Source organism: Corynebacterium xerosis NBRC 16721 = ATCC 373, from assembly GCF_001552415.1.
In the GTDB taxonomy this organism is placed as follows: domain Bacteria; phylum Actinomycetota; class Actinomycetes; order Mycobacteriales; family Mycobacteriaceae; genus Corynebacterium; species Corynebacterium xerosis.
This window is the reverse complement of the sequence record NZ_BCRD01000005.1, coordinates 83,555-96,448: the sequence shown is the minus strand read 5'-3', so window position 1 is coordinate 96,448 and position 12,894 is coordinate 83,555. Positions and strand designations below refer to the sequence as shown.

The window sequence follows — 12,894 nt, the reverse complement described above, 5'->3', positions numbered from 1 at the left end:
CGATGGCCGTCGCTCCCAGCTGCCACGCCTGCGCCAATGGCTCGCCCGCACCCGCGGGCGCCCCGGTGATCGGTCTGGTCGGTGCCCCCAACTCCGGAAAGTCGACGCTGTTCAACGCCCTGACCGGCGCGAAGGCGCAGATGGGCAACTGGCCCGGCACCACCGTGGAAATCAGCCGCGGCGCATGGAAGGCCGACGACGTCACCTACGACGTCATCGATTTCCCCGGCGCCTACTCCCTCGACGCGATGAGTCCCGACGAGGAGCTCACCCGCGAGATGCTGATCAACCGCCCCGAAGGCGAACGCCCGGATCTGGTGATCGTCGCGGTCGACGCGACCGCCCCGGCCCGCGGCCTGTACCTGTTCTCCGAGATCGCCGAGCATTCCTACCGGCTCGTCGTGGTGCTGACCAAGGTCGACGTCGCCGCGGCACAGGGCCTGGACGTCGACGCCGGAGCCATGCAGCGGGCGTTGGGCGTGCCCGTCGTCGCCGTCGACCCGCGCCGCCGGGCCGGAGTCGATGACGTGCGCACGGCCGTCGCCGGCGCCATGACCGGCTGCGCCCGCGTCATCCGGGCGGGCGCGGAAGCCGGGGACGCGGCCGGGGGAGACGCCGACACCGACGCCGCCGACGAGGCCCGCTTCGCCTTCATCGACCGCGTCGTCGCCGCCTCCACCACGGACCGCGGGGCCCGCGTCACCTGGTCGGACCGCATCGACCGCGTCGCCCTCAACTCCTTCGCCGGACCGCTGCTGTTCCTGGGGGTGATGTGGGTTGTCTTCCAGATCACCACCGTCGTCGCCGCACCCCTGCAGGATGGACTGGAATCGCTGGTCACCGGCCCGGTCTCCGACTGGGTGCGCTCCGGCATGGAGGCCGTCGGGCTCGGCGGCCCGGTGCCGACGGGGCTGGTCGTCGACGGGCTCATCGGCGGCGTGGGCATGGTGCTGACCTTCGCCCCGCTGATGGCCCTGATGTTCCTGTGCCTGGCGGTGCTGGAGGACTCCGGTTACATGGCCCGCGCCGCCGTGGTCACCGACCGCGTCATGCGCGCCATCGGCCTGCCGGGCAAGGCGTTCATCCCGCTCATCGTCGGCTTCGGCTGCAACGTCCCGGCCATCTCGGCCACCCGCGTCCTGGGCAATCCGCGCCACCGCATTCTCACCGCACTGCTCATCCCGTTCACGTCCTGCAGCGCGCGACTGACCGTCTACGTCATGCTCGCCGCGGTGTTCTTCCCGGGCAACGCCGGCTCGGTCGTGTTCCTCATGTACCTGATCTCCATCGGCCTGGTCGTGCTCACCGGCCTGGTGCTGCGGCACACCCTGTGGCGCGCGATGCCGTCGGAGCCGCTGGTCATCGACCTGCCGACGTATCAGCTGCCGATGCCGCGCCTGGCGCTGTCCGTGGCGTGGACCCGATTGAAGGGATTCCTGAAGACCGCCGGCGGCATCATCGTGGTCACCGTCGTCGCGGTGTGGGCGCTGATGTCCGTGCCCGTCGCCCCGGGATACGGCTTCGCGGACGAGAACCTGCCGCCGCGCGACTCCGCCTACGGCGTGGTCTCCGAGACCGTCTCGCCGGTCTTCGCTCCGGCCGGTTTCGGGTCCTGGTCGCTGACGGGCACGTTGCTGACCGGGTTCGTGGCCAAGGAGGCCGTCATCTCCACGTGGGCGCAGACCTACGCGGTGGAGGACGTCACCGACGCCGAGGCCGACGAACAGCGCAGCAGCGACCTCGCCGACCGCATCCGCGCCGACTTCGACGACGCCTCCGGCGGGCACGCGCTCGCCGCGGTGTGGGCCTTCATGATCTTCCTGCTCGCCTACACCCCATGCGTGGCCACGCTCGCCGCGCAGAAACGCGAGATCGGCCTGAAATGGACGATGTTCGGCCTGGCATCGCAGCTCGTCGGCGCGTGGGTGCTCGCCGTCGCCGCCTTCCAGATTCTGAGGTTGTTCCTGTGAGCACCTTTCTGAGCTCCCTGTTTTCCCGCACGCTGCGAGCTTCGCGTGACGACGGCCCGGCGTCCGTCCAGACCACCCTTCATTCGTCGGCCACGGGCACCCCGTTGGCTGCGGTCCGCTCCGCCATCGCCGACGGAGTGACGTCGCGTTCCGCCATCGCCGCCGCCACCGGCCTGTCCCGGTCCACCGTCGACGCGGCGATCGACCACCTCGAGCGCACGGGCTCCCTGCGCCGGGAACGCATGGCGTCGTCGTGCCCGTCGAGCGGGTGCGGTGGCTGCGCGCATGCGGGCGGGGACGGGTCGGCGTGCCCGTCGTCACGCATCGGCGACGGCCCGCCCGGACCCGTCGCCCTCGTCCTGACCCGCAGGTCCTGACCCCGCGGGGGATATGGGCTTTCGCGGTGGTCATGAGACAATGGCCGGAACATGACTGACACCCCCATGAACGACCGCGACATCGACGATTCCCTCCGGGCCCCGCAGCCCACCACCGGCGACCTGGATCTGGAGGCGCGCTCATCGCTGCGCCGCCTGACCCGCGCGGCGACGCACGTCACCGACGCCGAGGACATCACCGAAGTCGAGTACCGCCAGCTGCGCCTGGAACGGGTCATCCTGCTCGGCGTGTGGACGCAGGGCACTCTCGCAGAAGCCGAAGCAGCGATGGGCGAGCTCGCCGCGCTGGCGGAAACCGCCGGCTCCGAGGTCCTGGAATCCGTGCTGCAGCGCCGCGACAAGCCCGACCCCGGCACCTACATCGGCTCCGGCAAGGTCGCCGAGCTGCGCGACATAGTCAAGGCCACCGGCGCCGACACCGTCATCGCCGACGGCGAGCTCTCGCCCGGCCAGCTGGTGGCGCTGGAGGACAAGCTCGACGCGAAGGTCATCGACCGCACCATGCTCATCCTGGACATCTTCGCCCAGCACGCGAAGTCCAAGGAGGGCAAGGCGCAGGTGTCGCTGGCCCAGATGCAGTACCTGATTACGCGTCTGCGCGGTTGGGGCCACTCCCTGTCGCGCCAGGCGGGCGGCCGCGCCGGCTCCAACGGCGGCGTCGGCCTGCGCGGCCCCGGCGAGACGAAGATCGAGACCGACCGCCGCCGCCTGCGCCAGGACATGGCGCGCATCCGCAAGGAACTCGAGGGGATGAAGACCTCCCGCGAGATCAAGCGCGCCCGCCGCAAGGCCGGCCACCTGCCGCGCATCGCCATCGCCGGCTACACCAACGCCGGCAAGTCCTCGCTGCTCAACGCCCTGACCGGCGCGGGCGTGCTGGTGGAGGACGCGCTGTTCGCCACCCTCGACCCGACGACGCGCCGCGCGGAGCTGCGCGACGGCCGCACCGTGATCATGACCGACACCGTCGGCTTCGTCCGGCACCTGCCCACGCAGCTGGTCGAGGCGTTCCGCTCGACGCTGGAGGAGATCCTCGAGGCCGACCTGATCCTCCACGTCGTCGACGGCTCCGACCCGTTCCCGCTGGAGCAGATCCGCACCGTCAACACCGTCATCGGCGACATCGCCGCCGAGCAGAAGGCGGAGGTGCCGCCGGAGCTGCTGGTGGTCAACAAGGTCGACCTGGCCGACCCCGCGACGCTGGCCGAGATGCGCCACGTCCTCGACGACGTCGTGTTCACCTCCGCCGCCACCGGTGAGGGCATCGCGGAGCTGGAAACGCGCATCGAGCTGGCTCTGAACGCCATGGACGCCCACGTGTCGGTGCTCATCCCGTTCGACCGCGGCGACCTCGTCTCCCGCCTCCACGAGCAGGCGACCGTCCTCGACGAGCAGTACGGCGCCGACGGCACCGTCCTCGACGTCCGGTTGCCGCGCTCGATGGCCCGCGAACTCGAGGAGTTCATCGTCGACCCCGAGCTGCCGGAGCCGGAACCCGCGTAGAGGTCCGTGTCCGCGGGTCCGGGCGGTAACATCACGCCCGTGACCAACGAGCATTCACCGGCCGACGGCGGCCAGGGCCGCCCGGCCATCGACCCCGCCCATCCCGATCACCCGGATCACCCCGACCACCCGGCCGCCCGCGGCCGCCTGTTCGGCTGGGACCTCCACGGCGACGGCCGCACCATCGCGCCCGGCGCGGTCGTGGCCCCGGAGGAGCGGCTGGACTGGCCGCGCACCATCGGCATCGGCATGCAGCACGTGATCGCCATGTTCGGCGCCACGCTGCTGGTGCCCCTGCTGACCGGCTTCCCGGTCAACACCACGCTGCTGTTCTCGGGCATCGGCACGATCCTGTTCCTGCTGATCACCCGCAACCGGCTGCCCAGCTACCTCGGCTCGTCCTTCGCGTTCATCGCGCCGCTGACGGCGACGCAGGCGCAGGGCATCGCCGCGCAGTCCGGCGTGGTCATCACCGCCGGCATCGTGCTGGTCCTCGTCGGCGTCATAGTGAAGAAGGCCGGCCGCGCCGCACTCGACGCGGTGATGCCGCCGGCCGTCACCGGCGCCATCGTGGCGCTGATCGGCTTCAACCTGGCCCCGGTGGCCGCCACGAACTTCTCGGCGCAGCCCCTGGTCGCCGCGGTGACCATGCTGTCGATCCTGGTGGCCACGGTCGCGGGCCGCGGCATGATCGCGCGCCTGGGCGTGCTCATCGGCGTCGTCGTCGGCTGGGCCTTCGCCACCGTCACCGGCAACCTGTCGCCGGACGCGACCGCCTCGGTGCGCGAGGCCGCCTGGTTCGGCCTGCCGGACTTCCACGCCCCGGAATTCCACCTCAACGCCATGCTCATCGGCCTGCCGGTGATCGTGGTTCTCATCGCGGAAAACGTCGGCCACGTCAAGGCGGTCTCGGCGATGACGGGCCGCAACCTCGACGATCTCGCCGGCGACGCGCTCATCGCCGATGGTCTGGCCACCACGCTGGCCGGTGGCGCCGGCGGTTCGGGCACCACGACCTACGCGGAGAACATCGGCGTCATGGCCGCCACCCGCGTGTACTCCACGGCCGCCTACTGGGTCGCGGCGTTCACGGCGATCGCGCTGGCGTTCATCCCCAAGTTCGGCGCGCTGATCCTCACCATCCCCGAGGGCGTCCTCGGTGGCGCGACGCTGGTGCTCTACGGCCTGATCGGCATGCTGGGCATCCGCATCTGGATGGACAACGGCGTCGACTTCAACAACCCCGTCAACCTCGTCGCGGCGGCCACCGCGATGATCGCCGGCATCGGCAACCTCACGCTGTCCATCGGTTCGCTGGAGCTGGAGGGCATCGCCTGGGGGTCGGTCGGCATCATCGTCGGCTACCCGATCCTGCGCTGGCTCTACCGCCGCATCGGCGAGGGCCAGTTCGCGGCCTTCAGGGAATAGCGTCCCCGCTCCTTTTCGCTTGACGACGCCCACGTGGGCGACGCACGAGGCCCCGCCCGGAAGAATCCGGGCGGGGCCATTCTCGTGCGAGGTGCCGTGGTGCGGGCGGCCGTCGCAAAGCAGGGGACTGCAGAGCCCGGGCCGCCGAAGCAACCGGGGGAGGCTACTCCTCGTCGAGGTTCTGCTCGATGAGCGCGGCGATCTTCTCCACCGCGGCGGCATCGTCGGAAGTGACGGTGACCTGGTCGCCGTGCTCGGCGCCCAGCGCCATGATCATCAGGGAGCTGGCGGCGTCGGCGGGCTCGTCATCGTCGTCGGACTCGACGAGCTCGATGAGGATCTCCTCGTCGTACTCGGCGGCGGCATCGGCGATCAGCGTCGCGGGACGGGCGTGCAGGCCGACGGTCGAGCCGACGGTCACGGTCTTGGAGGCCATTGTTGATGGTCCTTTCGATGGTGGCTTTTGATTGACGATTTTACGCGGAAGCGGCGGTCGCGGCCGGGGTTCCGGCCGGGGCTGCGGCGACCTTGCGCGGCCACAGTTGCTTCAGGGCGCTGACCAGCACCGCGCCGACGATCGCGCCGGCGATGATCGCGGCGAACCAGCCGAGCACGTTGTCGATGGCGAAGAAGACGAACACGCCGCCGTGCGGGGCGCGCGACGCGGCGCCGAAGGCCATGGACAGGGCACCGGTGACCGCGCCGCCGGCCATGATCGACGGGATGACGCGCAGCGGGTCCGCGGCGGCGAACGGGATGGCGCCCTCGGAGATGAAGGATGCGCCGAGCAGCCAGCCGGCCTTGCCGTTTTCGCGCTCGGCCTGCGTGTACAGCTTCGGGCGCAGCGCGGAGGACAGGGCCAGCGCCAGCGGCGGCACCATGCCCGCACCCATGACGGCGGCCATGACCTGCATGGAGGCCTCGTCACCGGTGGACAACCCGGCGGTGGCGAAGAGGTAGGCGGCCTTGTTGATCGGCCCGCCCATGTCGGCGCACATCATCAGGCCGACGATGATGCCCAGCAGGATCGCGGAGCTGCCGGACATGCCGCCGAGCCACTCGGCCATGGAGTTCATCAGCGAGGTCAGCGGGCGGCCGAGGAACAGGAACATCAGCAGGCCGACGCCGACGGAGGCGACCAGCGGCACGATGACCACGGGCATCAGCGACGCCAGCCAGCGCGGCACGGCCAGCGACGTCAGCCACAGGGCGATCAGGCCGGCGATGATGCCGGTGACCAGGCCGCCGAGGAAGCCCGCGCCGATGGCCACGGAGATCGCGCCGCCGATGAAGCCGGGGGCGATGCCGGGGCGGCCGGCCAGGCCGTAGGCGATGAACGCCGACAGGATCGCCACGATGACGCCCATGCCGAAGTTGCCGGTCGCGAACAGGATCGCGCCGATGTACAGCAGGATCCCGGAGCGGTCGACCGTGGTGACGGTGCCGTCGTCCATGGGGATCTCGTTGCCGGGCAGGTTCCACAGCGTGTAGCCCTGCGAGACGCGGTCGGCGACCCCGGCGACTTCATAGCCGCCGAACAGGAAGCCCAGCGCCAGCAGCAGACCGCCGGCGGCGACGAAGGGCACCATGTAGCTGACGCCGGTCATCACCGCCTGCTGGATGCGCTTGCCCCAGCCGAGGGTGGAACCGCCTTCGCTTGACGACGACCCGGCGTCGTCCACCGCAACCGTGCCCGCCACCTTCTTGGCGTTGGGGTCCTTGGCGGCGGCGATGGCCTCGTCGACCATCACGGCGGGTTCGTTGATGGCGCGCTTGACGCCGGATTCCACGACGGGCTTTCCGGCGAAGCGGCCGCGGTCCTTGACGCCGACGTCGGTGGCGAAGATGACCGCGTCGGCGGCGGCGATGGTCTCCGCGGGCACTGGCTTGACTGCGGAGGAACCCTGGGTTTCCACGACCAGCTCGACGTCGTCGCGCTCGTCGGCGACCTGCGTCAGCGAGTCGGCGGCCATGTAGGTGTGGGCGATGCCGGTCGGGCACGCGGTGACCGCGACGATGCGGGTGACCGCCTTCGTGGCGGTGGCCGCGGCGACGGGGGCGGAACGCTCGGAGGCCGACGTGGGCTCCGAGGCCGTCTTCTGGGCGGTGCCGGCGATGCGGGCATCGACGACGTCGACGATTTCTTCGGCGGTGGCGGCACCGCGCAGTGCGGCGCGGAAATCCTTCTTCACCAGGCCGCGGGCCAGCTTGGACAGGATCTTCAGGTGCGCCTTTCCGCCGCCGGCGGGGGCGGCGATGAGGAACACCAGGTCAGCCGGCCCGTCGGGGCCGGAGAAGTCGACCGGGCGGGACAGACGGGCGAACGCCAGGGTCGGCTCGGTGACCGACTCGGAGCGGCAGTGGGGGATGGCCACGCCGCCGGGCACGCCGGTGCCGGACTTGGCCTCGCGGGCCAGGGCGTCTGCGGCGAGCTCGTCGGCATCGGCCGCGCGGCCGGCGGCGGTGACCAGCGACGCCAGATGCCGGATGACGGATTCGGGGGTGTCGCCCGGTGCGACGTCGAGTTCGACGAGCTCCGGGAGGATGACCTGGGAAGTCATGGGTACTCCTCGTGCGGTGGAGGGGCTCAGATTTCGCGGACGACGACGTCGCCGGGCTTGGTCTGATCGGGGCGGGGGATGGTGGTGCCGGGAAGCGACGTGGCGGCGGAACCGTAGGCGACGGCGCGGGCCAGGGCCCCGGCGGCGTCGAGCCCGTCTTCGCGGGCGAGCAGGTAACCGGCCAGGGAGCTGTCCCCGGCGCCGACGGTGGACAGCGGGACGATGGGCGGCGGCGTGGCCGCGAGGGCGGGGGCGTCGGAAAGCACGAGCACCGCACCGGCTGCGCCGAGGGTGACCAGCACTTCGCCGACGCCGGAATCGTTGAGGCGACGGGCCGCGGCGACGACGGGGGCGAGGTCCCCGGCGGCGGCGCGCTTTTCCAGCTCGACGCCGTCGAGTCCGGCGAGTTGGCCGAGCTCCAGGCCATTGGGCTTCATGACCTCGGGGGCGGAGGCGGGAAACGCCTCGCCGAGGGCCAGCAGCGGCGCATCGGAGGTGTCGACAGCGATGCCGGCATCGGGGTTGGCGTCCCGCACGGCGCGCACGCAGGTGGCCCAGAAGTCGACCGGGACGCCCGGGGGCAGGGAACCGGCCAGCACCACCCACGATGCACCGGGGGCGTGGTGGGAAAGACGCTCCAGGATGCGGTCGGCGTCGGCCTGCGAGAGCAGCGCGCCCGGGGTGTTCAGCTTCGTGGTCGTGCCGTCGTCCTCGACGATGGTCAGGTTCACGCGGGCTTCGTCGGGCAAGTCGATGGCCTCGTGCGGGATGTTCGTCTCGGCCAGCAGGCGGGAAAACCGCCCGTTGTTCGCCGCCGGATACAGCGCCAGCGTGTCGTGGCCGGCGTTGGCCACGGCCGCGGACACGTTGACCCCCTTGCCGCCCGGGACGTCCGACTGCATGGCCAGGCGGTAGACCCCGCCGCGTTCCAGGCGGCCTTTGACGGTGGTGGTGCGGTCGATGGACGGGTTCGCGGTCAGGGTCAGGATCATCGCGCCACGATCACCTTGACGTCGTGGTCCCGGAGCTCGTCGATGAACGCCTGCGGCGCCGACGGGTCCGTGATGACCACGTCGATGTCGTCGAGGGCGGCGAAGCTGACCAGGAAGTCGCGGCCGAGCTTCGTCGAATCGCACATGACCACCACCTTGCGGGCGTTGGTGATCATGGTGCGCTTGACGGCGGCTTCCTGCGGGTCGGCGGTGGACAGGCCGTGGTCGATGGTCAGGGCGTTGGAGCCGATGAACGCGACGTCGGCGCGCATGAGCGCCAGCGCGCGCAGGGCGGCATCGCCGACGACGGCCTGCGTGATGGCGCGGACCTGGCCGCCGAGCAGCTGCAGTTCGATGTACGGCGCGCCCGCCAGCGTCAGGGCGCTGGGCAGCGAGTTGGTCACCACCGACCAGTGGCGTTCCTCGGGGAAGGCGGCCATCAGCTCGGCCAACGCCTCGGTGGTGGTGCCGGCGTCGAGGAAGACGCCGCCGCCGGAGGACGGCAGATAATCCACGGCCGCCCGGGCGATGGAGCGCTTGGCGTCCTTCTGCGCCTTCTTGCGGGCGTCGACGCTGACCTCGACGGTCTGGAAGGATTTCGCCGCCACGGCGCCGCCGTGGACGCGGTGGACGGCGCCCTCGCCGTCGAGCTGCGCCAGGTCGCGCCGGATGGTCTCCGCGGTGACGTCGAAGTGGTGGGCGAGGTCGGAGACCGTCACGCGGCCCTCCACCGCCGTCAGTGATGCGATTTTGCGTCGGCGTTCTTCTGCGTACACGGTGGTCTCCTGTACTGGCCGGCGGGCGATGCCCGTTTCGGCGAATCATGTCCGGTTCCGGTGCCCGATTTTGGTGGGCTGGTAATAAGTCGTGTGACCTTGGCGAAAGCCGCGGCTCCGTTGCCTTCAATCATGCCCGATTATGTTGGAAAGTCAAGAAAGATTTTGGTTTCAATGTGGGAAATTTGGAGTAGGCTTGGTGCAGCGAAACTTTCGTCCGAATTCGCGGTACACCATCGCCGTCCCGAGGAGCCCCATGTCCCCGTCCGCAGCATTGAAGGCAACCGCAGTCGTCCCGGGAGTGGGTTATGCGCCCGCCGTGTGGGCGCGCCCCCGTCCCGCCCTGCCCCAGGAGGGCACGCCGATTCCGGGCGGTGACGTTGACTTGGAAATCGAGCGGTTCCGCACGGCGACGAACGCGGTGTCCGAGCGTTTGGCGGCCCGCGCCAATCGCGCCGAGGGCAGCGCCGCGGAAGTGCTGTTGGCCACGTCGAAGTTGACCCTGGACCGCGGCTGGCACCGGGCGGCGGTGAAGAAGATCAAGGGCGGCGAACGCGGCGATGCCGCGACGATGGCGGCGATCGAGAAGTTCGTGGAAATGTTCAAGGCCGCCGGCGGCGTCATGGCCGAGCGCACCACCGACCTGGAGGATATCCGCGACCGCGTCATCGCCGAGCTTCGTGGCGAGGAGGAGCCGGGGCTGCCCGCGGTGGCTGCGCCGTCCGTTTTGCTTGCCGACGACCTGTCTCCCGCAGACACCGCCACATTGGATCCCGACCTGTTCGTCGCCATGGTCACCGCCCTCGGCGGCCCGACCTCGCATACGGCCATCATTGCCCGCCAGCTGGGCGTGCCCTGCGTCGTCGCCGCCGGTGCGGGTCTGCGAGACATCGACTCCGGGGCGATGACCCTCGTCGACGGGGCCAGTGGAACCGTGACCGTGGACCCGGACCCGGAGGTCGCCGCGGCGGCAGTGGCGGAAGCCGCCCGCATGGCCGACAAGATCGCCGCCTGGGAGGGGCCGGGCCGCACGGCCGATGGCGACCGGGTGCAGCTTCTGGCCAACGTCGGCGACGGCAATGCCGCACGCATCGCGGCCCAGGGTGCGGCGGAGGGCATCGGCTTGTTCCGCACCGAGCTGTGCTTCTTGTCCGCCGCGACCGAACCGACGGTGGAGAATCAGGCCGACATCTACGCGACGGTGCTCAAGGCCTTCCCCCAGCAGAAGATCGTGCTGCGGACCCTCGACGCCGGCTCCGACAAGCCGCTGGCGTTCGCGAACTTGGAGCACGAGGACAACCCGGCGCTCGGCGTGCGCGGCCTGCGCATCTCGCGTTCGAATTCGGGGTTAATGGAGCGCCAGCTCGATGCCATTGCTCTGGCAGGCACCAAGGCCGGGCGGGACCCGGAGGCGCCGACGTGGGTCATGGCCCCGATGGTCGCGACACTGGAGGAAGCGGAGTGGTTCGCCGGGTTGTGCCGCGAGCGTGGCCTGACCCCCGGCGCGATGATCGAGATTCCCGCCGCGGCCTTGATGAGCCATGACCTGATGAAGGTTCTCGACTTCGTGTCCATCGGCACCAACGACCTGACCCAGTACGCGATGGCGGCGGATCGTCTCTCGCCGCACCTGGCCTACCTGACGGATCCGTGGCAGCCGGCGGTGCTGCGCCTGATCGACATGACCTGCCGTTCCGGCCGGGATTCGGGCACGCCGGTCGGCGTGTGCGGCGAAGCCGCCGCCGATCCGTTGCTGGCCTGCGTGCTGGTCGGCCTGGGCGTCAACTCGCTGTCGGCGGCGGCCACCGCGCTGTCCGGGGTCGGCGCGCAGTTGGCGGAGGTCACCTCCGAGCAGTGCGCGGCCGCCGCCCGCGCCGCACTGAACGCCTCCGACGCCGATGGCGCGCGCGCGGCCGTTCGAGAGGTGCTCGGCCTGGCGTAGAAGTCGCCGATCGCCGAGTCGTCGAATCATCGCGGTAGCGCGCACGAAGAAAGGGCCGGGCCCCGGGAATGATCCCGGGGCCCGGCCCTCGTGCATCCGGATCTGGTGCATCCGGTGTTCACCGCAGCCGTGGCGTCAGAGCCTGCGCAGCACGCTGACGACGCGGCCGAGAATGGTGACCCGGCCATCGACTGAGATCGGCTCGAACGCGTCGTTGTGGGGGAGCAGCCACTTGCCGGCGCGGTCCTCGTGCCATTCCTTGACGGTGGCCTCGCTTTCGCCGTCGCCCTCGATCATCGCGGCCACGAAGTCGCCGTTGTTCGCGGTCTGCTGCGACTTCACCACGACCCAGTCGCCGTCGAAGATGCCGGCGTCGACCATCGACTCGCCGACCACGCGGAGCATGTACAGGTCACCGGACCCGACGAGCTCGGCGGGCAGCGCCATGTGCTCATCGATGCTCTGCTCGGCCAGAATCGGATTGCCCGCGGCGATCTGCCCGACGATGGGGACGTAGGTCGGGGCGGCGGCACCTTCCGGAACATCGGGGATGCCCGCCGAGCCCTTCGGCTTGGGGCCGGGCTTGCCCGCGTGCTTGTCCAGCTTCTGCTTCAGATCGCGGACGTCCACGGCGCGGGGCTTGTGGGGATCGCGGCGCAGCGCGCCCTTCTTCTCCAGTTCCTTCAGCTGGTACGCCACCGAAGACGTCGAGTTGAGGCCCACCGCGTCACCGATCTCCCGGATGCTCGGCGGGTACCCGCGCAGCGACACGGCGTCCTGAATGACTTCGAGGATGCGCCGTTGGCGATCGGTCAATTCCATCTTTGTCGGCTTCTTCTTCTCGGCCATGTCTCCACTCCCACTGGGTTCGGTCCCGCTCGGTTCGATCGTGCCTGCCGTTCGAACACGACCCTACACCAAAACAATGCCGGGTGGCACAACTGTTCGAAGTTTTCGCCCCCATCTCTGGACGGGATCCGGGGCGGGTGATATAAATCGAACACAGGAACGCAGTCGAACATCCGTGCAGTGCGTTCGAGAGGGATTTTCGAATCCGTTTCACCGACTCTCCACGGATCCCCGGATGGAAGGAACCAACCGATGACCGCCTTTATCGAAGACTACCGCACCACCACCCTGACCGGCGTTGATGGAACCCATGACCTGGATGTCCCCGAGTGGATGGATTCCGCCCCCTCCGTGTCTCGCCCTTCCGTCGCACGTCGGCCCTCGGCGCCGGGTGTTCGAAAGTCGGCTCCTAAGGATCGAACGCGGGTGCGCACGTCTCGCAGGCCGTCGAACGGTCGCCCGGGCGGCGTTTCGG

Annotated in this window: 10 protein-coding genes; 5 read left to right on the top strand and 5 right to left on the bottom strand. The window is 70.1% G+C overall.

Annotation, left to right across the window (positions count from 1 at the left end):
* The first annotated feature begins 2 nt into the window (after window positions 1-2).
* From feoB to CX1_RS09165, 4 genes are all read left to right on the top strand, one after another.
* Entirely contained in the window at window positions 3-1,970 is a 1,968-nt protein-coding gene (gene feoB / locus CX1_RS09180) for a ferrous iron transport protein B (protein WP_060925611.1), read from the top strand.
* Window positions 1,967-2,347: a FeoC-like transcriptional regulator gene (locus tag CX1_RS09175; RefSeq protein WP_052753083.1), complete on the top strand. Its 381-nt coding sequence runs from the start codon at window positions 1,967-1,969 to the stop codon at window positions 2,345-2,347. Before feoB ends, CX1_RS09175 begins: the two co-directional genes overlap by 4 nt.
* 51 nt (window positions 2,348-2,398) lie before the next feature.
* Window positions 2,399-3,871: a GTPase HflX gene (gene hflX / locus CX1_RS09170; RefSeq protein WP_046649844.1), complete on the top strand. Its 1,473-nt coding sequence runs from the start codon at window positions 2,399-2,401 to the stop codon at window positions 3,869-3,871.
* Window positions 3,872-4,018: 147 nt separating this feature from the next.
* On the top strand, window positions 4,019-5,299 hold the full coding sequence (locus tag CX1_RS09165) for a uracil-xanthine permease family protein (protein ID WP_046649868.1): 1,281 nt from the start codon (window positions 4,019-4,021) through the stop codon (window positions 5,297-5,299).
* A gap of 163 nt (window positions 5,300-5,462) precedes the next feature.
* Here the strand turns inward: CX1_RS09165 and CX1_RS09160 are convergent, their stop codons facing one another.
* Genes CX1_RS09160 through CX1_RS09145 form a run of 4 tightly spaced genes read right to left on the bottom strand, consistent with a single transcriptional unit; the run spans window position 5,463 to window position 9,628 of the window.
* Window positions 5,463-5,735 carry an HPr family phosphocarrier protein gene (locus CX1_RS09160; RefSeq protein ID WP_046649843.1) on the bottom strand — a complete coding sequence of 91 codons (273 nt, stop codon included), beginning with the start codon at window positions 5,733-5,735 and terminating at the stop codon, window positions 5,463-5,465.
* A gap of 40 nt (window positions 5,736-5,775) precedes the next feature.
* Window positions 5,776-7,860: a PTS fructose transporter subunit IIABC gene (locus CX1_RS09155; RefSeq protein ID WP_060925559.1), complete on the bottom strand. Its 2,085-nt coding sequence runs from the start codon at window positions 7,858-7,860 to the stop codon at window positions 5,776-5,778.
* Window positions 7,861-7,886: 26 nt separating this feature from the next.
* On the bottom strand, window positions 7,887-8,852 hold the full coding sequence (locus CX1_RS09150; protein WP_060925558.1) for a 1-phosphofructokinase family hexose kinase: 966 nt from the start codon (window positions 8,850-8,852) through the stop codon (window positions 7,887-7,889).
* Window positions 8,849-9,628: a DeoR/GlpR family DNA-binding transcription regulator gene (locus tag CX1_RS09145; RefSeq protein ID WP_046649841.1), complete on the bottom strand. Its 780-nt coding sequence runs from the start codon at window positions 9,626-9,628 to the stop codon at window positions 8,849-8,851. Before CX1_RS09145 ends, CX1_RS09150 begins: the two co-directional genes overlap by 4 nt.
* 256 nt (window positions 9,629-9,884) lie before the next feature.
* Between CX1_RS09145 and ptsP the strand changes: the two genes are divergently transcribed.
* Window positions 9,885-11,570: a phosphoenolpyruvate--protein phosphotransferase gene (gene ptsP / locus CX1_RS09140; protein WP_060925557.1), complete on the top strand. Its 1,686-nt coding sequence runs from the start codon at window positions 9,885-9,887 to the stop codon at window positions 11,568-11,570.
* 135 nt (window positions 11,571-11,705) lie between these two features.
* On the opposite strand, the gene lexA is transcribed toward ptsP, so the two are convergent.
* A complete protein-coding gene (gene lexA / locus CX1_RS09135; protein ID WP_046649839.1) occupies window positions 11,706-12,419 on the bottom strand; it encodes a transcriptional repressor LexA in 714 nt (237 codons plus the stop codon).
* Between the last annotated feature and the right edge of the window lie 475 nt (window positions 12,420-12,894).